We start from the raw sequence: 20,734 nt of genomic DNA on the forward strand, positions 1-20,734 counted from the left end.
CCGCTTCAGAAGCCCACGGCATAGCCCATGCGGCGTGGATCAGCCCCGCCCATGCGGGCGCCCGACGCATCGGCCAATATCCCCTGCACGCTGCCGATGGCATAGGGACCGACCTGCTCGACCCGGTGCCCCATCGCGCCCAGCCCTTGCAGCACCGGGTCGGCGAAACGTCCTTCCGCCTGCACGGTGATCGCCGCGCCCGCCTTGTAGAAATTGGGGTCCGCATCCAGCGCGAAGCGCGGCGCCTCGATCGCTGCCTGTATCGACATGCCGCGGTCGACGACATTGACCAGAAACTGGAACTGCGTCTGGCCGATCGTCTCGCCGCCTGGCGATCCGAACACCAGCTTCAGCCGCCCCTTGTCCAGCACGATCGTGGGGCCATTGCCCAGCAATGCAATCTTGCCCGGCGCGACGGCGTTGGGATGCCCCGCATAGGGCGCGGAAGACCCCACCCGCAGCCCGTTGTTGAACAGGATGCCGGTGTCGCCCATCACCAGGAACGTGCCGAAGCCGCCGCCCACCGTCGTCGTGACCGCGATGGCGTTGCCGTCCGCATCGACCGCCGACAGGCTCGTCGTGTCTCCGCCCCGCGTCCGATCTTCATCCCGTGAACGCCATGTCGCCTGGTCAAAGCCCGCAATCCGCGCACCTTCGGGATAGACGCCCGCCTTGGCGGGATCGATCAGTTTGCGCCGCTGCGCCGCGAACGCCTTGGACAGCAGCATGTCGACCGGCACCTTTGCAAAGGCAGGATCGGCCGCATAGCGATAGACATCCGCTTTCGCGACCTTGATCGCCTCGATCAACAGATGCGTCAGCCGCAGCCCGTCGGCGGGCAAAGTCGCCAGATCGAACCCCTCCACCAGATTCAGCTGCTCGCATAGCTCCAGCCCGGTGCGCGATGTCAGCGGGCTGGCATGAACATCCAGTCCGCGATAATTGGTGGTGACCGGATCGCTCCATCGCGGCTGATAGGCTTTGAGGTCGTCCAGCCGCAGCCAGCCGCCCGTCTGGGTCGAGAAACGTGCAAATTCCTGCGCGATCGGCCCGGTGTAGAAATAGTCGTAGGCCGCCTGCAAGGCCCGGTCCCGGTCCAAGCCGCCTTTCAGCGCGGCCGTCTCGGCATCAGCCAGCGCCTGGAATGTTTTGGCCAGATCGGGATTGCGGAACAGCGACCGCGGCGCAGGCGGTTCCCCGGCGGGCAGAAAGATGGCCGCGCTGGTGGGATACAGTGCCAGCGTCTTGCGCGCGCGGGTGATGAAATTGGCGATCGATGCATCCAGCGGATGACCGTCGCGTGCATAGCCGATCGCCGGCTCCAGCAAGGTGGACAAAGGCAGTTTGCCAAATCTTCGCGCCAGCGCGATCCAGCCACCGAACGCGCCCGGCACGGCCAGCGCCTTGGGCCCATGGTCCAGCGCCTTGGGATCGCCTTGGGGGTCCAGCAGGCGCGGCGCAGCGCCCGTGAAGGCCAGCGAATGCACCTTGCCTGCCTTGCGATCCAGACAGGTGGCAAAACCATTGCCCCCCGCGCTGGATGCCCATGGTTCCACGACATTCATCACCGCCATGGCCGCGACCACGGCGTCGGCCGCCGTGCCGCCCCGCATCAACATACGTGTACCCGCCATGGCCGCCAGCGGGTGCCCGGCCGTGACCCCGCCGTTGGGCATGGGTACCTCGACACGATGGGCCGCAACGGTGGCGCTGCCGGTCCGGGGGGCATCGGGCGCCCGGCTCCCCGACTGGGCCAGCGCGCGTGCCGGCAGAGCAGCGACAAAGGCGCCGGTCAAGCCGGCGGCGATGAGTTCCCGACGGTCCAAGGGCATATCAGTCTCTTTTCTTGATCGCAGGAGAGAAAGGGCGCAGCATCCCGGCGGACGCCGCATCCTTTTACCATAGTCTTCAGAAGACCTTCTTCAGGCTGGTATACCAGTAGCGCGCCTGCGGCTGGTAGAGGTTCGACAGATAGCCGCCCGACGAAAGCGGCGGATCCTTGTCGAAGATGTTGCGCGCACCGATCTGGATGGTCGTGCCGTTCAACGGCCCGTCATTCTTGATCGTGTACTGACCATAGAGGTTGACGGTAGTCTGTCCCTTCACGGTCCAGGGATTGGCCGCCGCATCGCGCACGCCATTTTCATAGACGCTGTCGATATATTGGGTGAAGGCGCCTAGCTTCCACGGACCCAGCGACCAGTCAAAGGTCGCCGATATGCGCCAGCGTGGCTGGCCGTCGCGACCGATGACGTCGCCACCGCCCTGGATCGGCACACCGGCGTTGATCTGACCGGCCGCCTGTCCGGCAATCACCTGCTGCACACCGGCAGGCGCATCGACGAAATAGCTGATCAGGCGCGATGCGTTGACGTTCAGCGAGAAGCTGCCAATCCCGGTATTGGGCAGCACATAGTCCAGATTGAAATCGATACCCTGGACGGTGACCGGCAGCAGGTTCTGGAAGTTGGCGATGACATAAAGAAGTTCGCCAACGGGCGCGAGGCCGGTGCCGTTCGTCCGCGCGATATCGTCCGCCGTCGGATCACGGCGAATGACATTGGGATTGCTGCTCCCCTGAACGCGCATCAGATAATCGAGATTGAGCGCATTCTGATAGTCCAGCAGACCTACGACATTCTTTTGCTGGATCTTCCACCGATCGACCGTGAAGGTGACCTTGCCAAGGCCATCGCCCAGTTGCGGAGAAAAGACCGCGCCAAAGCTCCAGCTGGTGGATTCTTCAGGCTTCAGATTGGGGTTGCCGCCGCTGCGACGCAGCACCGACACGTTGCAGACGGCACTGGAGAAATTGGCCGCGCGGCGGGCGCGGACGTCGGCGTCGCACAGCACATAGTCGAAACCGCCATTAACGCGATCCAGCGTGGACGTGTTGATGACTTCCAGGTTCGGCGCGCGGAAGCCCTGGCTCCACGAACCGCGCAACATCATGCCTTCCAGCAACTCCCACGACGCCGCGACCTTGGGCTTGGCGACCGATCCGACGTCGCTATAATCCTCGTACCGACCGGCCAGCTGGAAATTCAGGCGCCGGAACATCGGGATGTTCATTTCCGGGCTGAAGATCGGGATGGCCAGTTCGGCATAGGCCGACTTCACGTTGCGCTTGCCGCGCACGTCCGGGCTGGGGCTGGCACCGCCAAGGTCCGAACCGTAGAAGACGCCGGTGACGGCGTCGGTATAGGTGGTATCAACGCCGGCAATGCCGCCCTGATAGGTCGAGCGATTGTCGTGATAGGTTTCGCGGCGCCATTCGATACCGGCCGCGACACCGATGCTATTGTCCGCCCACAAACCCAGCAGATTGGCATTCGACACCTTGAAGTCCCACAAGGCCAGCGACGTGCGGGTCTTGCGGGTGGCCTCTATCATGAAGCTGTCGATCGTCGCCTGGTTGTTGGGCGTGCAATCGCCGACCGATGGCGTGTTGACGCAACCGCCGTTGAAGGGATTGTAAGCGTCAGACGTCGTGCGATTGATGGCTGCCTGAAGCAACGTGTTGGAGAAATTTTCCTGCGTGTCCGCAGCGGTCGCCCAATTATAAAGGCCCGCCGATTCCCATTCGAAATTGCCGACATTGCCGCGCAGGCCGCCCAGGAACCGATATTGGTAATTGGTGACGTCCACCTTGCGTGACCCCACATCGGCGTAAGTCAGCGACGTGATCTGGATCGGCAGGCCGGTTACCGGGACGACCGCGGGATCCAGCCCCGGCAGGCGATTGGGCGATCCAACAGGCCCAAGCGGGTTCCAATAGGCATTGGCCGCCACGGTGATCGGAATATTGGCCAGCGATCCGGGCGCCCCGATGGTCGAGCTGGTCTTGCCACGATAGAAGCCGAGTTCGCCGAAGAAAGACAGCGAGTCAGACAGTTCATAGTTCAGATAAGAGAAGATGTTGATACGCTTGACCGATGGCTGCACGGTCAGGTCGTCGAAGGTCGCGGGCGAATTGAAACGAAGATTGGAATCCGCGCCCGACATTTCCGTCACGCCATTGCCGTCGTCATAACAGGTGTTGGGCGTGCCCGACGCGATGCGACATCCTGCATTGGCGCTGGGCTGGATATGAAACTGGCCGGAACTGTTCGTGAAGGCTGTGCCGTTGCTGGTCAGCGTCCGGTTCAGGAACACCGCGCCGCCGCCGGGGCGAACGACCCGGAACGTGCCCCATGGCGTAGCCGTAGCCGTGCCGTTCCATGCCGCGACATTGGCGAAAGGAGTTCCGGCCACATAACCACGACGGTCGACGCTGGCGGTATAATCCTGATCGCTCAGATATAATTTCGATTTCTGCGCATAGCCGCCGAATATCGAGATATTGCCGCGTCCTTCGTTGAAATCGAAACCGACAAGACCATTGGCCTGAAATTCGCGAAGATTGGTCCCTTCGGCGCCGCCATATTGAACGTCGAACTTAGCGCCTTTATAATCGGAGTTGAGGACGTTGTTGACGACGCCCGCGACTGCATCCGATCCATATAGCGCCGCGGCCCCGTCGCGAAGCACTTCGACACGAGAGATATTGCCGACCGGAATGGTGTTGGCATTATAGCCGAATGTCGGCACGCCGGAATCGACGACACCCGTGATCGCCTGCGACGTCGGGTGCAATACGGTACGGCGGCCATTGATCAGGAGCAGCGTATTGCCCTGGCCAAGGCCGCGCAAGGACACGGTCGAAACGTCGCCGCGCGCGGCATTCGCATTACCGCCACCCAGTACCTGTTCATTGAAAGTGACGCCGCCAAGTTGTGGGATGGATCGATAAAGATCCGCGCCGGATACGGCCGCGACCGCTTCGATCTGGTCTTCGCCCACAATGCTGACCGGCAATGCCCCGGCCGTGTTTGCGCCCCTGATCTGAGAACCGATCACGACGATTTCCGCACTGGGCGGTTCGTCGGCCTGTGGCGCGACGTCGTTGGCGCCTTGTGCCTGTACCGTGCCGGCCGTCAATGCCCAAAGACTGACACCTGCGAGCGCGACTATTGTCTTCCTGCTACTGCTCATGGTTCGTTCTTCCCCTGTTATGAAGCACATGCGCCGACCCTCCCGACGCGAGACCTTTTCAGTTCAGCGATCGGGATGGCGCGAAATAAGGGCGCCGAAAATTGAAAGACGGCCGCCACAATTGACGTTGGTTCAGAGCTTGCATTGGCGGACCCTCCCGAAAACTGGAGTTCCGGCATTCTCTCCCGGCACGGATTGCCTAGATTGCCACTACCCTCACAGCGGCAAAGTCAGTCGGACGCAACATCCGCAATTACGTACGATCCTTCATGTAAAACAAATGAACGCGAAATTTCCGCCATGAATTTTGAAATATTTTGTAATATTTCAATTTTCTTCGGCAGGTGGAGGATCTGGGCGACTTGCGCGTTATGAATGACGTCGGCAGGCACGCGTCTTCCCTCGGGCTGCACCTCCAATGCCGACCACAGGGGATTTTCACTGATGAGCGATACCGAAAAGCAGGGATTGAGCCGGCGCGACTTCGCGACGATGGCAGCAGGTGGTTTGGCGGCGCTGGGCACGGCAACATCCGCCCAGGCACAGACGACAGAAATGAAGCCGAAGGCGGCGATCGAGCCGACCAGGCTGGTCAGTGCCGGCGAGACGCTTCGTCCCGAAATCGTCGGCAATTTCGGCATCGTGGCGGCCGGTCGCCATTATGCGGTGGCGGCGGGCACGCGCATATTGATGGCGGGCGGCAACGCCACCGACGCGGGGGTCGCGGCGGTGTTCGCCGCGGCCGTCACCGAAATCTCGCATTTCGGCTTCGGTGGCGAAGCGCCGACCATCATCTTCGACGCGAAGGCGAAGAAAATCTCCCTCGTGAGCGGTCAGGGCGTCGCCCCCGGCCTCGCCACGCCGGACAAGTTCGCCGCCGCCGGCGTCATCCCCGGCAACGGCCCCAATGGCGGCACCGTCCCCGCGATGGTCGACGCCATGGCGCTGGCACTACAACTCAATGGCACGATGACGCTGGATCAGGTGATGCAGCCCGCCATTGAACTGGCAGATGGTTTCGTCATGTATAATTTCCTGGCCGAAGTCTTCGTCAGCCAGCAAAAGGCGACGTCCAAATATAAGGACGCCTACGACGCCTATTATCCGGGCGGCAAACTGCCCAAGACCGGAGAGATCTTCCGTCAGCCCAACCTTGCCCGCACCATGCGCACCATCGCGGAGGCGGACCGGGCAGCATTTACGAAGACCAAGGACCGCAAGGCCGCCATCCAGGCCGGACGCGACGCCTTCTACAAGGGCGGCATCGCCCGCCGCATCGGCGCCGCCATGGAGCGCGACGGCGGCCTGATGCGCTATGAGGATCTCTCAACCTATAAGGGGAAAATCGAAACCCCGATAATGACCAATGTGTTCGGCTATCAGGTGTACAAGGCCGGCTTCTGGAGCCAGGGTCCGGCCATGCTGATGGCCCTCAACATCGCCGAAGCGGCCGGCATCGCGGCGATGGAACCGGGGTCCGCCCCATATCTCCATACGGTGGCGGAATCGATCAAACTCGCCTTCGACGATCGCAACATGTATTTCGGCGATCCCGATTTCGCGACCGTGCCCATGAAGGGGCTGATGTCGAAGGACTATGCCGCCGCCCGCGCGAAACAGATCGGGCCGAAGGCGTCGCTCGACCATCGTTTCGGCGATCCATGGGCGTATGAGGGCAAGACGCGCAAGACGCCCGTCTTCACGCCGCACATGCTCAAGGCTCCGCCCAAGCCCACCGCCGACACGACCGCGATCGAAGTGGTCGATAAAGACGGCAACCTCTTCTCCTGCACCCCCAGCAGCGGCTGGATGCTCGGTGGCGCCTATGTCGCGGGCGACACCGGCGTGCCGATGAGCAATCGCCTCACCGTCTTCGACCTCGACCCCGCCAGCCCCAATGTTCTGGCACCCGGCAAGCGCCCCCGCACGACCCTGTCGCCCTCCATGGTATTGAAGGACGGCGCGCCCTATCTGGCCATCGGCACGCCGGGCGGCGACAATCAGGATCAGCAGATCATGAACGTCCTGCTGCGCGTCCTGGCCTTCGGTCAGCCGCTTCAGGCCGCGATCGAGGCGCCCCGCATCAATTCCAACCATTTCCATGGCTCCTTCGGCATCAAGAAGGACGAACCGGGCGTGCTGGAGATAGAGGATCGCGTGCCGCAGGCGGTGCGGGACGACCTCACTGCGCGCGGCCACAAACTCGATGTGCTGGGGCCGTTCGCCGTGTCCACCGGCATCGTCGCGACCGGCGTCGTGCCGGGCAGCGGCACCTTGCGCGGCGGGGCGGATGTCCGCCGCGAACGCTATGTCTTCGGCTGGTAAGGGAAATACAGCGACCATGAAATCCGCCATCAAGCTCCTGTCACTCGCCCTGTTGTCGGCAAGCGCCACTACCGCCATCGCCCAATCTCCTGCAAAAGCGCCCGCCAACCTGCCGCCGCCGGGCGGGGAAAAGCCCGTCGCCTTCGACGTGCATGAAGGCACCTCCATGGCCGTATCGGTATCGCCCGACGGCAAATGGGTCGCGATGGATTTGCAGGGCAGCCTGTGGATCGTGCCGGTCAAGGGCGGCAAGGCGACCCGGATCACCGACTATTTCAACGATGCGCGCCAGCCGGTCTGGTCGCCTGACGGCACCCGCCTTGCCTATTTCTCCTATCGCGACGGCGGCTATGATCTGTGGACGATCAAGCCGGACGGCAGCGACATGAAGAAGCTGACCGACGGCGCCTATGACGACCGCGAACCCGCATGGTCGCCCGACGGGAAGACCATGGCCTTCTCGTCCGACCGCAGCGGCAATTACGACATCTGGACGCTCGACATCGCCAGCGGGGCGATGAAGCAGATCAGCAGCAACGGTCGCGAGGATCGCCTGCCCAGCTGGTCGCCCGACGGCGCGCGCATCGCCTATGCCGGCATCGATGGGGCAAAGACCGCCCTCTACGTCACCACCGTCGCGGACGGAAAGGAAAGCCTGCTCAAGCAGGTGGAGGGCAAGATCGACGCCCCCTCCTTCGCTCCCGACGGCCAACTCGCCTATGTGGTGCAGGACGCGACAGGCAGCCATCTCGACATCGACGGCAAGACGGTCAGCGGCACCGAAAATGTCTTCCCCTTCCGCGTCAGCTGGGGGAAGAATGGCGGCTATTATTATGTCTCGGACGGCAAGATCCGCAGCCGCAACGGCACGGCGCTGTCCACCGTGGACTTCGCCGCCACGCTCGAAGTCGTGAAGCCCGTCTATGCCCGCGCCAAACGCGACTGGGACAGCACGGCCCCGCGCAAGGCGCTGGGCATCGTCCACCCCACCCTTTCGCCCGACGGCAGCCGCATCGCCTTCGCCGCGCTGGGCGATCTCTATGTCATGTCGGCCAAGGGCGGTGCGCCGGAAAATCTGACGAAGGACGGCGCGCTCGACACCGACCCAGCATGGTCGCCCGACGGCAAGAGCCTCGTCTACACCTCCGACAAGGGCGGCGGCTTGCCGCAGCTATGGATACGCGACCTGTCGAGCGGCAAGGATCGCCGTCTGACCGACATCGACACCCAGCCGCTGGGTGCGGCCTGGTCGCATGACGGCACGCGCATCGCCTATATCGACGTCGACGGCCGCTGGGGCGTGGCGGGCGTCTGCGTCGTGGATGTCGCCACCGGCAAGATCACCCGGCTTCAGGGATCATTGGGTCAGCCCGGCAGCCCCAGCTGGTCGCCCGACGGCAAATATGTCGCCATCGCGCTCTCTCACAAATTTTCCAACAGCTTCCGCGAAGGGACGAACCAGATCTACATGATCCCATCGGATGGCGTGGGAAAACCCTTCTGGCAGATACCGGAAGACAATATGTCGATGGACACCCGCGCGGGCGGCGGCCCGGTATGGTCGCCCGACGGCACGAAGATGGCCGCCATCTACGAAGGGCTGCTCAAAATCTGGCCGGTCGCCGCCGATGGTAAGCCGCTCGGCCCGCCACGCGCCTACACCTCGGACATCAGCTATTTCCCGACCTGGGCGGCCGACAACAAGACGATCCTGTTCCAGTCGGCCGATGCGCTCAAATCCATCGACATCGAAACCGGCGCGATCACGGATATCCCGCTCGACCTGACCTACCGCATCGCCAATCCGACGGGTCGTACCGTCATCCATGTCAGCAACCTCGTGGACTCGGTCCGCGACGTGACGCAGCATGACAAGGACATCATCGTCGACGGCCACCGCATCGCCGAAATCCGCGATCACGACCCGGCCCTGCACAAGGCGGAGCATTTCGTGGACGGCACCGGCCTTACCGCCATCCCCGGCCTCATCGAACATCACAGCCATGCACAAAAGGATTTCGGGTCCAACCTCGAACGCGCATGGCTCGCTTATGGCATCACCACGGTGCGCGATCCGGGCACGCAGGTCTATGACGCGGTGGAGGATCGCGAAGCGGCGGAATCGGGCGTGCGCTTGTCACCCCGCCTCTATGTCGCGGGGCCGCTGCTCGAATGGCAACGCGTCTATTACAAGATGGGCGTCGCCGTCTCCAGCCCCGCCCATCTGGAACGGGAATTCACCCGGATGCGCGCGCTCAAATATGACATGATCAAAAGCTATGTCCGCATGCCCGACCTCTATCAGCGGCAGATCGTCCGTGCCGCGCATGAGATGGGCATCCCGGTCAGCGGCCATGAAATCTTCCCGGCTGCCTTCACCGGCGTGGACGCCACCGAACATATGGGCGCGACCAGCCGTCGCGGCTATTCCCCCAAACAGGGGCCGCAGGGCATGGCCTATGAAGATGTCATCCAGCTGTTCGGCCGCAGCGGCCGCACGCTCACCCCCACCCATTTCGGCGCGATGAACCCCTATCTGGCGAAGAACCCGACCTATCGCGACGATCCCCGCATGAACCTCTACCCCGTCTGGGCGCGCGAAACGATCAGCGGCAACGATCCCATGGCCGCGATGCTGAAACCCCTGCTGGAAGGACAGTATAAAGCGCTCAAGAAAATGTATGATGCGGGCACGCTGATCACGGCTGGCACCGACACGATGATCGCCAACAATCTGCACGCCGAGATTTCCTCCTATGTCGATGCGGGCCTGACGCCTTTCCAGGCGCTTCAGACCGCGACCGTCAATTCGGCGAAGGATCTCAACCTCGACGCAGGCACGATCGAACCGGGCAAGCTGGCCGATATCGTGCTGGTGGATGGCGACCCGCGCGAAAATATCGCCAATACGTTCAAGGTGAAAAAGGTGATGGTGAACGGCGTCACCCACGACGTCGCCGACCTGATCGCAGGCGGCACGCGCAAATAATGCATCGCCTGGACGGGCATGGCGCACGGCGCGCCATGCCTGTTTGACGGCGACCGCAGCGACAGGCGACGATGGTTCCTGACCAGATCGGTGACGCGCGCATGTTCGGGCGTCACCGCCAGCCCATCGCCTCCTGAGGCGTCAGGCGCAAACGCCCTGACGACCGGCAAATAGGCCGGATGGATTTGGTGGCGGGATCGGGCGCCGATGTCAGCGCCCGATCCGCTGCGACGATATTTACAGGATCGTCTGGCCGGTCTTCGCCCAGTCGGCGGCGAAGCCTTCCAGGCCCTTGTCGGTCAGCACATGCTTGGACAGCATGCGGATGACGGCCGGCGGTGCGGTCATCACGTCGGCGCCGATGCGGGCGCTTTCCAGCACATGGATGGGGTGACGGACCGACGCGACCAAGATTTCAGTGTCGAAGCCATAATTGTCGTAGATCAGGCGGATGTCGCCGATCAGCGCCATGCCGTCGAAGCCGTTATCGTCATGACGGCCCACGAAGGGCGAAATGAAGCTGGCGCCGGCCTTGGCCGCGAGCAGCGCCTGATTGGCCGAGAAGCACAGCGTGACGTTGACCAGCGTACCCTCGTCGGTCAGCGCCTTGCACGTCTTGAGGCCGTCGATGGTCAACGGCACCTTGATGCAGACATTGTCCGCGATCTTCCGCAAGATTTCGGCTTCCTTCATCATCGTCTCATGGTCGAGCGCGACGACTTCGGCGGAGACGGGGCCGTCCACGATGCCGCAGATTTCCTCGACGACTTCCAGGAATTTGCGGCCCGACTTGGCGATCAGCGACGGGTTGGTGGTGACGCCATCCAGCAGGCCGGTGGCGGCCAGATCGCGGATGTCGGCGGTGTCGGCGGTATCGACGAAGAATTTCACAGGGATGCCCTTTGCGCAAAAAAGTGATTCGTTGCCCGCGCCTATAGCGTCTTGGGGGCCGCCTGTCCTACATGGGCGCAATGTCCCGCGCTCGCGTCCTCATCCTCAACGCCGCCCTTGGCCCGCTCGACTATCGCGTGCCCCATGGCATGACCGTCAAGCCCGGCAGCATCGTCGTCGCCCCGCTCGGCCCGCGCCAGCTGATCGGCGTGGTGTGGGAGGAGGACAGCTTCCCCGATATCGAGACAGTCGGCGACAATCGGCTGCGCAACCTGCTGGAGGTGGTGGACGCCCCGCCTCTGCCCGAAACGCTGCGCCGGCTGATCGAATGGACGGCGGACTATTATCTGGCGCCGCCCGCAGCCGTGCTGCGCATGGCGCTGTCGTCCATGGCGGCGCTGGAGGGCGCGCGGACGGTGATCGAATATAAAGCCACCGGGGCAGTGCCGGACCGGATGACGGAGCAGCGCACGCAGGCATTGGAGCGGATCGGCGAAAGACAGGGGTTGATCCGCGAACTGGCGATGATCGGCGGGGTGAGCGACGCGGTGATCCGCGGCCTCATCAAGCAGGATATTTTCGAGCCTGTCGAAGTCAGCGTCGATACGCCCTTCCCCATGCCCGATCCGGCCCATGCCCAACCCATCCTGTCGGAGGCACAGACCAGCGCGGCCGAGCAGATGGCGGACGCGGTGCGCGCGCATGATTTCGCACCCTTCCTGCTGGATGGCGTCACCGGGTCGGGCAAGACGGAGGTGTATTTCGAGGCGATCGCGGCGGCGATTCGTGCGGACCGGCAGGTGCTGGTGCTGCTGCCCGAAATCGCGCTGACCGAACCTTTTCTGGAGCGGTTCGAAAAGCGCTTCGGCACCATCCCGGTCAACTGGCATAGCGGCCTGCGCCAGACCGAGCGACGGCGGGCCTGGCGCGCCATCGCATCGGGACAGGCGCAGGTGGTGGTCGGCGCGCGGTCGGCGCTGTTCCTGCCCTATCCGAATCTTGGCCTGATCGTCGTGGACGAAGCGCATGAGGCCAGCTTCAAGCAGGAAGACGGCGTCCATTATCATGCCCGCGATGTGGCGGTGATGCGCGGCCTGATCGAGAAATTCCCGGTCATCCTGGCATCGGCCACGCCCGCCATCGAAACGCGGCATCAGGTGGAACTGGGCCGCTATGCGGAGATCAAGCTGCCGTCGCGCTTCGGCGGGGCGCAGATGCCGGGGATCGAGGGCGTCAACCTGCTGACCGATCCGCCCGAGCGGGGCCGCTGGATCGCGCCGCCGCTGGTCAAGGCGATCGACGAGGTGATGGCGAAGGGAGAGCAGAGCCTGCTCTTCCTCAACCGGCGCGGCTATGCGCCGCTGACCTTGTGCCGCCATTGCGGTTATCGATTCCAATGCCCCAATTGCACCGCCTGGATGGTCGAGCATCGGCTGACCCACAGGCTGGCCTGCCATCATTGCGGCCATGTGATCCCCGCGCCGCGCCGCTGCCCGGACTGCAAGGAAGAGGATTCGCTCGTCGCCTGCGGCCCGGGCGTGGAGCGGATCGCGGACGAGGTGAAGGCGCTGTGGCCGCAGGCGCGCATCGCACTGGCCACGTCGGACACGCTCTGGTCGCCCGCCCGCGCCGCCGATTTCGTGAAGTCGGTGGAGGCGGGCGATGTCGATATCATCGTGGGCACGCAGCTCGTCACCAAGGGCTATCATTTCCCCAACCTCACTCTGGTGGGCGTGATCGACGCCGATCTGGGGCTGGAGGGCGGCGATCTGCGCGCGGCCGAGCGGACCTTCCAGCAGATCGTGCAGGTGGCCGGGCGTGCGGGACGCGGCGAGAAGCCGGGCAAAGTCTATATCCAGACCCGCATGCCGGGCAGCGAGGTGATCCAGTCGCTGATCGAAGGCGATACCGAGCGTTTCTATGCCGTGGAGACGGAGAATAGACGGCGCGCCAATGCCCCGCCCTTCGGCCGCTTCGCCGCGATCATCGTGTCCAGCGAGGATGCCGATGAAGCGGCGCAGACCGCGCGGCTGATCGGCAAGTCGGCGCCGGTGATAGAGGGGATGCGCGTCTATGGTCCCGCCCCTGCGCCGCTGTCGGTGCTGCGCGGGCGGCATCGCCACCGCCTGCTGATCCACGCCACGCGGCAGGTGGATGTTCAGGCCGCGATCCGCGAATGGCTGGGCAACCTCGCCTGGAAATCAGGCACGCGCGTGGCGGTGGATGTCGATCCCTACAGCTTCATGTGACGCCATTCAGCCCTGACGGCCTGCAAATGGCGTCTTTCCGCGCTTCCGGTGCTCACGTACTTCTAGTACGCTGCGCTCCGGGTCACGAAAATCCACCATTTTCGACTCGTCATCATCTGAATGGAAACGCAGTTTAGCCGGCGTCGGCTGGTGAGACGATGATGACAACCCGGCGATTTTCCCGCCGGCCGGTCGCCGACCTGTTGCTTTCCACCGGCACTCGCGCGCCCATGCCCACGACCCGCATCGTCGGCTGCGTCATGCCGCCGCCGATCAGCGCGTCGGCCACCGCCTGCGCCCGACGCAGCGACAGCGCTTCATTATAACTGGCCGCCCCGGTCGAATCGGTATGTCCCTCGACCCGCGCGCCATGGATGCCGACCCCGACGAGCGCGCCGCTGATCCGGCCGATCGCGACCTTCTGATCCGGGATCAATGTGCTTTCATCGCTGGCGAAGAGCAGCCGGTCGGCCATGCCGAATTGCCAGTCGTCGCCCGCCTGCTCGAACCCCTGTCGTTGCAGCGCGCCGACCTGTTGCGGCGTGAAGCCGACCGGCCGCTGCTGCTGTACCGTCTGGCAGGCGGCCAGCAGACCCAGCAAGCCGATCGGCAAAATCCTGTGCATCATTCCAGTCCTTATTCCTTGCCGCCTGCGCGCCGCCCCTTGGCCGCATACATGGCCGCGTCGGCATGGCGCAGCAGGTCGCGCGCGTCGGCGCTGTCCTGCGGATAGCGGGCGCTGCCGATGCTGAGCGATCCGTCGACGCTCTCGCCACCGGGCAGCATGATCGGCTGGCGCATGCCATCCGCAATGCGCGCCTGCACCGCCTCCATTTCCTCCTGGCCCACGCCCGGCGCCAGGATCAGCGCAAATTCGTCCCCGCCCAGGCGAAAGGCCTGATCCCCACTGCGCAGCCCGGCGCGCAGCCGTGCGGCGATGACGATCAGCATCGCGTCGCCCGCATCATGGCCATAGGTGTCGTTGACCGGCTTGAACCGGTTCACGTCCAGATAGAGGATAGCGAAGGGCAGGTTGAGCGCATCGGCCTGCGCGATGGTGGCGGGCAGCGCGCGTTCGAACATCGCACGGTTGCCAAGGCCGGTCAGCGCGTCGCGGGTCGCCTGCCGTTCCAGCATGCGATTATGCGACAGGACGCCGCTATGCCAATCGTTCAACTCCTCCAGCAAGGCGTTGAAATCGCGGCCGAGCTGATCAACCTCACGAATATGCGCATGGGGGGCACGCCGGTCGAACTGGCGATTGGCGCGCACCTCATGAGCGACATCGGCGATTCGGCTGAGTGGGTCGGTGACGTCGCGTTGCAGGCGGCGCGCCAGCGTCCAGGTCGCGATCAGGGTGAGGACGAGGCAGGCGATCGCGGTCGCCAGGCCCGACAGGATGAAGCGGCCCAGCCCCTCCGCCCCGCCATGGACGCTGACGCGCGCGATCAGCCGATCCCCCCGCCGCACATCGACGGTCGCAGGAGCGGAGGCGACCAGATTGGCGATGCTGCCCTCTATCATGGTCATGATATCGTCGCCGGGGCGCCGCCAGCTGACCAGTGCCCGGCCATCGGGCGTGCGCACATCGACGCGATGGACGCTTTCGGACGCGGCGACGGCGGCGATCCCGCTGCGGGCAGCCTCCATATCGTCGAAGATCAGCGCCGGCTCGACCGTATAGGCGACCGTCTGTGCGATCAGCGCGAGATTGCGATCGGCATAGCCGCGAATGACGAGCACGCCGGTGACGGTCAGGGTCACGCCCGCCATCAGCACGGCAAAGAGGATGAGGCGCATATGCGCGCGGGCCAGCACCTGACCCAATGTCGGCAGACAGGGGGTTGGCAGGGGCTTATCGACGGGGGCTGACATGGATCAATAGCCTCCTTTCGACAGGCGCAGCACGCGGGGATCGATCCGGACGGCCGATCGCGATACCGCGTCGATATTGAGCTGAAAGGACAGGGTCTGCGGCGCGTAGAGCAGGCAGAAGATCACCCCGCTGCCGCAATCGGGATCATCCTCCGCTATGGTGAGGACCGGCTGGCCGCGTGTGCCCGCGACCAGACCCTGCATCGGTGCTGAGTCGATCTGGCCGATATAGAGGGCGTCGCAGCCTTCGGACCGGGTCGCACCCGCGCCGGTCAGGCTGGACAATTGCAGCTGCGCACCGTTGGACAGGCTGATGTCGGCCAGCCGCCCGGCATAGCGGGCAGTGCCCGCAAGGCAGAGGCGAAGCACCGGTCGGGGTGTGGGCCAGCGTGTATATTCCAGCATCGCGCCGACCATGCGCGCCGTGCTGGCCGCGCGCGCATCCGCGTCGGTGCCGATCGGCAACATGGCAGGCTGGACTGATGGCACCGCAAGCGCGACGGTCGGCAGCAACAACAACAAAGTGAAGAATAAACTGCGCAAGCCCGACCTCAGCCCCCAGACTCATCAAGGTCGGCTCGACTATAGTTAATCAGACGTAAAATACAGCAAAATTCATTCCGCTCGCGACATGGCATGGTGGCGGGCGGGGCATCGCTGGCGAAAGGCCGTCGGACAGGCGGGATTTTCTATGCGATTCCAACAAACTTACGACACGATGTTCCCCGGCGCAGGCCCGAGGCCAGTTCAGGTCGTGGGACTGGACCCCGGCCTGCGCCGGGGAACGATTATAGAAGCCCACCACATGGCGAATGAGTAGAAAGCCCATTCATCACAGCCTAAAGTCGCGGGATGGAAAGTCCTTGCCGCAACCTTTGTTCGCTCGATCAGAACCGACGCGCCTGCGCCGGCTGCGGCCGGACGATCGAGGAGATCGTCCATTGGCGCAGCCTGGGCGACACGCAACGCGCAGCGGTCATGAAGCGGGTGCGGGATTTTCAGCCTTTGCGCCGGCCTTCTTCTCCGCCGCCTGCGCGTCATAGTCCGCCTTCATCTTGATCGCCGCCTGCCGCATGTCCGATCCGTGCGGGGAAAAGGCGATCGGGTCGAGCATGGTCGACGCCGCCGCATAGTTGCCACGATAGGCCATCGCCTGCGCGATCTGGAATCGGTAATTGGGATTTTGCGGCAGCAGGCTGAACGCCTTGTACAGCCCGTCATAGCCGATATCGGGCATCTTGCCGCCGCGCATGGCGTGATAGCGGTAGAAGAGCGCAAGCGGCACCGGGTCTTCCGTATCGGCGCGGTTGGCGCGGACGATGGACGTCAGCGCCGCCTTCCAATCCTCATCCTTGTTGCTGTCCTGGGCGCGGGCCAGCAAGGCTTCTGCGCGGATCGCATAGGCGCGGGAGGATTTGGGGTCGACCGCGATCGCCCGATCGGCGTCGGCCAGCGCCGCGTCCGCCTTATCGGCATCCCATTCCGCCTCCGCCAGTAAGGCCAGTGCATAGGCGCTGTCGGGATATTTGGCGGCGGTGGTGCGGATGGCCATCACTATGCCCGGTATAGCGTCAGTCGGGGGATGGTTGATCAACGACAATTCATCCTCGACCAGCTCCGCCTGCGCGCCATCGATAGGCGTGACACTGACCGTGCCGATATTCATCTCCTTCACCGTAAGCTTGTTGTAGGGCAATGAAGATCGCCTGATATAGGCATTCAACGCCTTTTCGAGCCCCGCCAATCCACCCGCAAAATAGGTGTCGGGTTGCACGTTCGGAACGCCGGTGGCGAGATCATTGAGATAGCGCTTAATCTCCTCACGCCGACCGGTCTTATCATATTGATAGAGATGGGTGAGCAGCCAGGCGGTGCCATAATAGCGGTCGCCATCCCGAATGCTAAGGCCATTTGCATCGCGGGCGAAAAGATTCTGCACCGGATAGGGCGTCCCGAGCTTCATACCCGGCAAGCGTGCCAAGGGGATATGGCCATATTCGATCGCCCCATCCTGCGGGAATTTCACGACCGAGAAAAATTCGGCAAAACCTTCCACATACCAGGCCGGATAGGCGGCGGGGAAATGGTGGAGCATGAAATGATGGGCATATTCGTGGAACAACACTTCTTCAGCACCAAAATCGAACTTGCTGACCTTCTTCTCCCGCGACAGCACGGCAAAGGCATTGCGATCCGACGTCGTGTAAAATCCTGCGATACGGGAATTGCGCGCCAGTTTCTGGACCTTCGCTTCGCTGGACAGAAGGTAGACCTTCACCGGGCTGCCCTTCTCCGGGCTGTCCACGCCCGTCAGGCGCCGCAATAGAAAGTCGAACTTCTCCAGCCGCTCGGCAAAGCCGCGCAGCGTTTCGTCCCGGCCCTCGCTATAGACGGTGAAATGCTGCGTTTGCGCCTGCCACCAGGCCGCCTGCGCTGTCTCCATGCTCGCCATCGCCAGGCCAAAACCAGCCAGCGCCTTCACCCAGAATCGCATCGATCCACTCTTTCCCCAAAGACCTTGAGGGCAAGGTGGCGGAGCGCTGGCTGAATGAAAAGATGAAATTTCCCCGTTACTTGCCTTTTTCTTTGGCGAGCAGCGCCTGCTTCTTGTCCAGGCCCCAGGCATAGCCGCCCATGCTGCCATCGCGGCGCACGACACGGTGACAGGGGATGAGGATGGCGAGATTATTGTCGCCGCACGCCGTGCCCGCCGCCCGGACGGCACCGGGGCGACCGATCGCCGCGGCGATCTCGCCATAGCTGCGCGTCTCGCCGGGCGGGATGGCGCGCAGGGCGGCCCAGACCGCCTGCTGGAAGGCGGTGCCGCGCACATCGGTCGGCAAATCCGCACCCGCAGCCGGATCATCCACCAACATGGCGACCCGCGCCGCAATGGCGTCCAATTCTGCATCGGCCGGTTGCAGATCGGCCTGCGGAAAGCGAGTGCGCAATTCCGCCTCTCCTTCCCCGAAGCTGATGCGGCACAGCCCCTTGTCCGTCGCCGCCACCAGCATCGCCCCCAGGCTGCTGTCCACCGTGCGCCAGCGGATGGAAGCGCCGCGCCCGCCATCCTTCCACGCGCTCGGCGTCATGCCCAGATGCTGGCTCGCATCGGCATAGGCGCGGCTGGGCGCATTATAGCCCGCCTCATAGATGGCGTCGGTCACGCGGCCCTCTCGCGCCAGCGCATCTTTCAGCCGCGCGGCGCGCAGGCCCCGCGCATAGGCGGCCGGGGTCAGGCCCGTTTCCCGTTTGAACAGGCGATGGAAATGATGCGGGGCATAGCCGGCCTGGGCGGCGATCGTCTCCAACAAGGGTACCTCCTCCGCCGCCTCGATAAAGGCGATCGCCTTCTCCACCGCCAGCCGATCCCGCCCGACCGCATCCGGGTGGCAGCGCAGGCAGGCGCGAAAACCCGCCGCCCGCGCCGCTGCAGGATCGGGCTGGAAGGACATATTCTCCCGTCTTGGGTGGCGCGCCGCACAGCTTGGCTTGCAATAGATGCCGGTAGTGGCCACGCAGCCGACGAACAGCCCGTCCATCGCCCGGTCGCGACGCAGAAAAGCGGCCCAGCAGGCGTCCGGATCGGGCATGTCGGGCAAGGGGGCGGGGACAAGGCGAGTCATCTGGTTCATGACGATAGGGGATAGACGATCGCCCGTCGCCCTGCTTCCCGCGCCTTGCGATCAAAGCATTTCGTCTTTTCCACATTGCGCGGCGCGCGCCATGCAATATTGATGCGCACAGCTATGACCGCCCTCCTCCGCCGCTTCGCCCCGATCCTTGGCCTGACGTTCGCGCTGTTGGCGCCTGCGTCCCTCCATGCCGAACAGCAGGATATCGCCGCCGCTGCGCGCGGCGTGGTCCGCGTCGCGCTGGTCGCGACCGATGGATCGGACGCCTATTTCGTGGGCCATGGCAGCGGCTTTGCGGTCGCCCCGGACAAGGTTCTGACCAACGCCCATGTCGTCGAACTGGCCCGCGAAGAAAAGAATCTGGTCATCGGCGTGATCCCGTCGGAGGGGACGAAAACCTATGGCGGGCGAATCATCGCCTATTCGCCGGGCAACGACCTGGCCCTGATCCAGCTGGAGCAAGGCCATCTGCCGGTATCGACCTTCTATGCCGGCGCGGTGACGGATGGGCAGCATGTCACCGCCATCGGCTATCCCGGCACGGTCGACCGGGCGCAGGGGCTGGGCCTCAAGCAGTTGGTGGAGCCGCTCGCCACGGTGAAGACCAGCGGCAACATCTCCTCGGGCCGAGCCAGCCAGAGTTTCGACACCATCCTGCACACCGCCCCGCTGGCAGCCGGCAACAGCGGCGGGCCGCTGGCCGACGATTGCGGCCGGGTGCTGGGCGTCAACAGCTTCGGCTCCGTGTCGGACGGCAATGATGCGGAATTCGGCTTTGCCGTCTCCTGGCGCGAGGTCGCCTCCTTCCTGCGGCAGGCGGGCGTATCGTCGCTCCATAGCATCGTCCCCTGCCGGTCGATGGCGGAGGCCGACGCTGCCGAAGCGAGCATCACCCAGCGCGAATCGCAGGCGACCGAACAGAAGAGCCGCGCCAGCGCCGACGCGCGCGAGCAGGAAATGACCCGCGCCCGCGATGCGGCCGAACGCGACGTCATCACCGCGCGCGAGAATGCGATGGCCGGCGCCGCCGTGCTGCTGGCACTCGCCGTACTGGGCCTGGGCGCGGGTGGCCTTTTCTACAATCAGGGCAAGGAAAAACAGGCCACCTGGTTCTTGGCCGGTGGCGGTGTGCTGCTGCTGGCGGCGCTGGGCCTGTTCTTCCTGCGCCCCAGCTTCGCCAGCGTGGACGAGCGGATGAAGCTGCCCGCGGACAAGAGCGTGGTCGGCAACGGCGCCTTCGCCTGGACCGGCGAAAATATCTGCAAGGTCGATCTGGCCCGCAGCCGCCTGACCGTATCGCAACCCAATGATATCGGGCTGAACTGGGCCGATGGCGGCTGCGTCAACGGCGATACCCAATATGTCGCGTCGGGCACGGTGTGGCAGCGCACCTCCGTCCCCGACGACGGCAATTATGTGACCAGCAGCCAATTCGATCCGGCCACCGGCACGTTGCGCGTGCAACGCTGGCTGCCCGACATCGACACGATGGACAAGGCCCGCGCCCTTTTGAAGGAAGGACCGGGCAAAGGGCCGATCAAGGGTTGCGGCAGCGACTCCGGACTCCTGTCGCGGATCGCGACGCTCCAGAGCGACGTGACAACGTTGCTTCCGGCTCAACCCAACGAGCGGATCGTCTATCATTGCCAAAAGGGACGGCTTGCACCGGCCGATCCTGCCGAATGACCGATTCGTCGCAGCGGAAATACTCAGTCAAATAGGGCGTTTTTCGCACT

The 20,734-nt window shown here is 64.0% G+C and carries 14 protein-coding genes; 5 read left to right on the forward strand and 9 right to left on the reverse strand.

The window, feature by feature from the left end:
* Positions 1-5: 5 nt before the first annotated feature.
* The 3 genes from F4U94_RS02565 to F4U94_RS24265 all read right to left on the reverse strand — a co-directional run bounded on the left by F4U94_RS02565 (position 6) and on the right by F4U94_RS24265 (position 5,426).
* Positions 6-1,832 carry a gamma-glutamyltransferase family protein gene (locus tag F4U94_RS02565; RefSeq protein WP_120249338.1) on the reverse strand — a complete coding sequence of 609 codons (1,827 nt, stop codon included), beginning with the start codon at positions 1,830-1,832 and terminating at the stop codon, positions 6-8.
* 76 nt (positions 1,833-1,908) lie between these two features.
* A complete protein-coding gene (locus F4U94_RS02570; RefSeq protein WP_172598743.1) occupies positions 1,909-5,034 on the reverse strand; it encodes a TonB-dependent receptor domain-containing protein in 3,126 nt (1,041 codons plus the stop codon).
* A 230-nt stretch (positions 5,035-5,264) separates the two neighbouring features.
* Complete coding sequence (locus F4U94_RS24265) at positions 5,265-5,426, reverse strand: hypothetical protein (protein ID WP_161600368.1); 162 nt, start codon at positions 5,424-5,426, stop codon at positions 5,265-5,267.
* Positions 5,427-5,478: 52 nt separating this feature from the next.
* Here F4U94_RS24265 and F4U94_RS02575 point away from each other — a divergent pair, with 52 nt between their 5' ends.
* Both F4U94_RS02575 and F4U94_RS02580 read left to right on the forward strand, forming a co-directional pair.
* Entirely contained in the window at positions 5,479-7,359 is a 1,881-nt protein-coding gene (locus F4U94_RS02575) for a gamma-glutamyltransferase (RefSeq protein WP_120249336.1), read from the forward strand.
* A gap of 16 nt (positions 7,360-7,375) precedes the next feature.
* Positions 7,376-10,348: an amidohydrolase family protein gene (locus F4U94_RS02580; protein ID WP_120249335.1), complete on the forward strand. Its 2,973-nt coding sequence runs from the start codon at positions 7,376-7,378 to the stop codon at positions 10,346-10,348.
* A gap of 237 nt (positions 10,349-10,585) precedes the next feature.
* Here the strand turns inward: F4U94_RS02580 and fsa are convergent, their stop codons facing one another.
* Positions 10,586-11,239 carry a fructose-6-phosphate aldolase gene (gene fsa, locus F4U94_RS02585; RefSeq protein ID WP_120249334.1) on the reverse strand — a complete coding sequence of 218 codons (654 nt, stop codon included), beginning with the start codon at positions 11,237-11,239 and terminating at the stop codon, positions 10,586-10,588.
* 80 nt (positions 11,240-11,319) lie between these two features.
* Here fsa and F4U94_RS02590 point away from each other — a divergent pair, with 80 nt between their 5' ends.
* Positions 11,320-13,488 (forward strand): primosomal protein N', encoded by a 2,169-nt coding sequence (locus F4U94_RS02590; protein ID WP_120251933.1) that lies wholly within the window; start codon positions 11,320-11,322, stop codon positions 13,486-13,488.
* A gap of 133 nt (positions 13,489-13,621) precedes the next feature.
* Here F4U94_RS02590 and yfiB read toward each other — a convergent pair whose 3' ends face one another.
* Genes yfiB through yfiR form a run of 3 tightly spaced genes read right to left on the reverse strand, consistent with a single transcriptional unit; the run spans position 13,622 to position 15,906 of the window.
* Positions 13,622-14,116 carry an outer membrane lipoprotein YfiB gene (gene yfiB, locus F4U94_RS02595; protein ID WP_232015801.1) on the reverse strand — a complete coding sequence of 165 codons (495 nt, stop codon included), beginning with the start codon at positions 14,114-14,116 and terminating at the stop codon, positions 13,622-13,624.
* 8 nt (positions 14,117-14,124) lie between these two features.
* Entirely contained in the window at positions 14,125-15,363 is a 1,239-nt protein-coding gene (gene dgcN / locus F4U94_RS02600; protein WP_120249333.1) for a diguanylate cyclase DgcN/YfiN, read from the reverse strand.
* A 3-nt stretch (positions 15,364-15,366) separates the two neighbouring features.
* Positions 15,367-15,906: a regulatory sequestration protein YfiR gene (gene yfiR, locus F4U94_RS02605; RefSeq protein WP_197716416.1), complete on the reverse strand. Its 540-nt coding sequence runs from the start codon at positions 15,904-15,906 to the stop codon at positions 15,367-15,369.
* A 309-nt stretch (positions 15,907-16,215) separates the two neighbouring features.
* Here yfiR and F4U94_RS02610 point away from each other — a divergent pair, with 309 nt between their 5' ends.
* A complete protein-coding gene (locus F4U94_RS02610; protein WP_120249331.1) occupies positions 16,216-16,422 on the forward strand; it encodes a DUF1289 domain-containing protein in 207 nt (68 codons plus the stop codon).
* Here F4U94_RS02610 and F4U94_RS02615 read toward each other — a convergent pair.
* Together F4U94_RS02615 and ada are read right to left on the reverse strand one after the other, a co-directional pair.
* Positions 16,340-17,857 carry a tetratricopeptide repeat protein gene (locus F4U94_RS02615; protein WP_120249330.1) on the reverse strand — a complete coding sequence of 506 codons (1,518 nt, stop codon included), beginning with the start codon at positions 17,855-17,857 and terminating at the stop codon, positions 16,340-16,342. The two genes, F4U94_RS02610 and F4U94_RS02615, sit on opposite strands and share 83 nt — an antisense overlap.
* 76 nt (positions 17,858-17,933) lie before the next feature.
* Complete coding sequence (ada, locus tag F4U94_RS02620) at positions 17,934-18,998, reverse strand: bifunctional DNA-binding transcriptional regulator/O6-methylguanine-DNA methyltransferase Ada (RefSeq protein WP_120249329.1); 1,065 nt, start codon at positions 18,996-18,998, stop codon at positions 17,934-17,936.
* A 114-nt stretch (positions 18,999-19,112) separates the two neighbouring features.
* On the opposite strand from ada, the gene F4U94_RS02625 reads away from it, so the two are divergent.
* Positions 19,113-20,684 (forward strand): S1C family serine protease, encoded by a 1,572-nt coding sequence (locus tag F4U94_RS02625; protein WP_120249328.1) that lies wholly within the window; start codon positions 19,113-19,115, stop codon positions 20,682-20,684.
* The last annotated feature ends 50 nt before the right edge of the window (positions 20,685-20,734 follow it).

This window comes from Sphingobium limneticum, assembly GCF_008710155.1.
Taxonomy (GTDB): domain Bacteria; phylum Pseudomonadota; class Alphaproteobacteria; order Sphingomonadales; family Sphingomonadaceae; genus Sphingobium; species Sphingobium limneticum.

Coding starts and splice junctions, on each gene's coding strand:
- F4U94_RS02565 (WP_120249338.1), bottom strand. CDS start 1,832: ATGCCCTTGGACCGTCGGGAACTCATCGCCGCCGGCTTGACCGGCGCC.
- F4U94_RS02570 (WP_172598743.1), bottom strand. CDS start 5,034: ATGAGCAGTAGCAGGAAGACAATAGTCGCGCTCGCAGGTGTCAGTCTT.
- F4U94_RS02575 (WP_120249336.1), top strand. CDS start 5,479: ATGAGCGATACCGAAAAGCAGGGATTGAGCCGGCGCGACTTCGCGACG.
- F4U94_RS02580 (WP_120249335.1), top strand. CDS start 7,376: ATGAAATCCGCCATCAAGCTCCTGTCACTCGCCCTGTTGTCGGCAAGC.
- F4U94_RS02590 (WP_120251933.1), top strand. CDS start 11,320: ATGTCCCGCGCTCGCGTCCTCATCCTCAACGCCGCCCTTGGCCCGCTC.
- yfiB (WP_232015801.1), bottom strand. CDS start 14,116: ATGATGCACAGGATTTTGCCGATCGGCTTGCTGGGTCTGCTGGCCGCC.
- dgcN (WP_120249333.1), bottom strand. CDS start 15,363: ATGTCAGCCCCCGTCGATAAGCCCCTGCCAACCCCCTGTCTGCCGACA.
- F4U94_RS02610 (WP_120249331.1), top strand. CDS start 16,216: ATGGAAAGTCCTTGCCGCAACCTTTGTTCGCTCGATCAGAACCGACGC.
- F4U94_RS02615 (WP_120249330.1), bottom strand. CDS start 17,857: ATGCGATTCTGGGTGAAGGCGCTGGCTGGTTTTGGCCTGGCGATGGCG.
- ada (WP_120249329.1), bottom strand. CDS start 18,998: ATGAACCAGATGACTCGCCTTGTCCCCGCCCCCTTGCCCGACATGCCC.
- F4U94_RS02625 (WP_120249328.1), top strand. CDS start 19,113: ATGACCGCCCTCCTCCGCCGCTTCGCCCCGATCCTTGGCCTGACGTTC.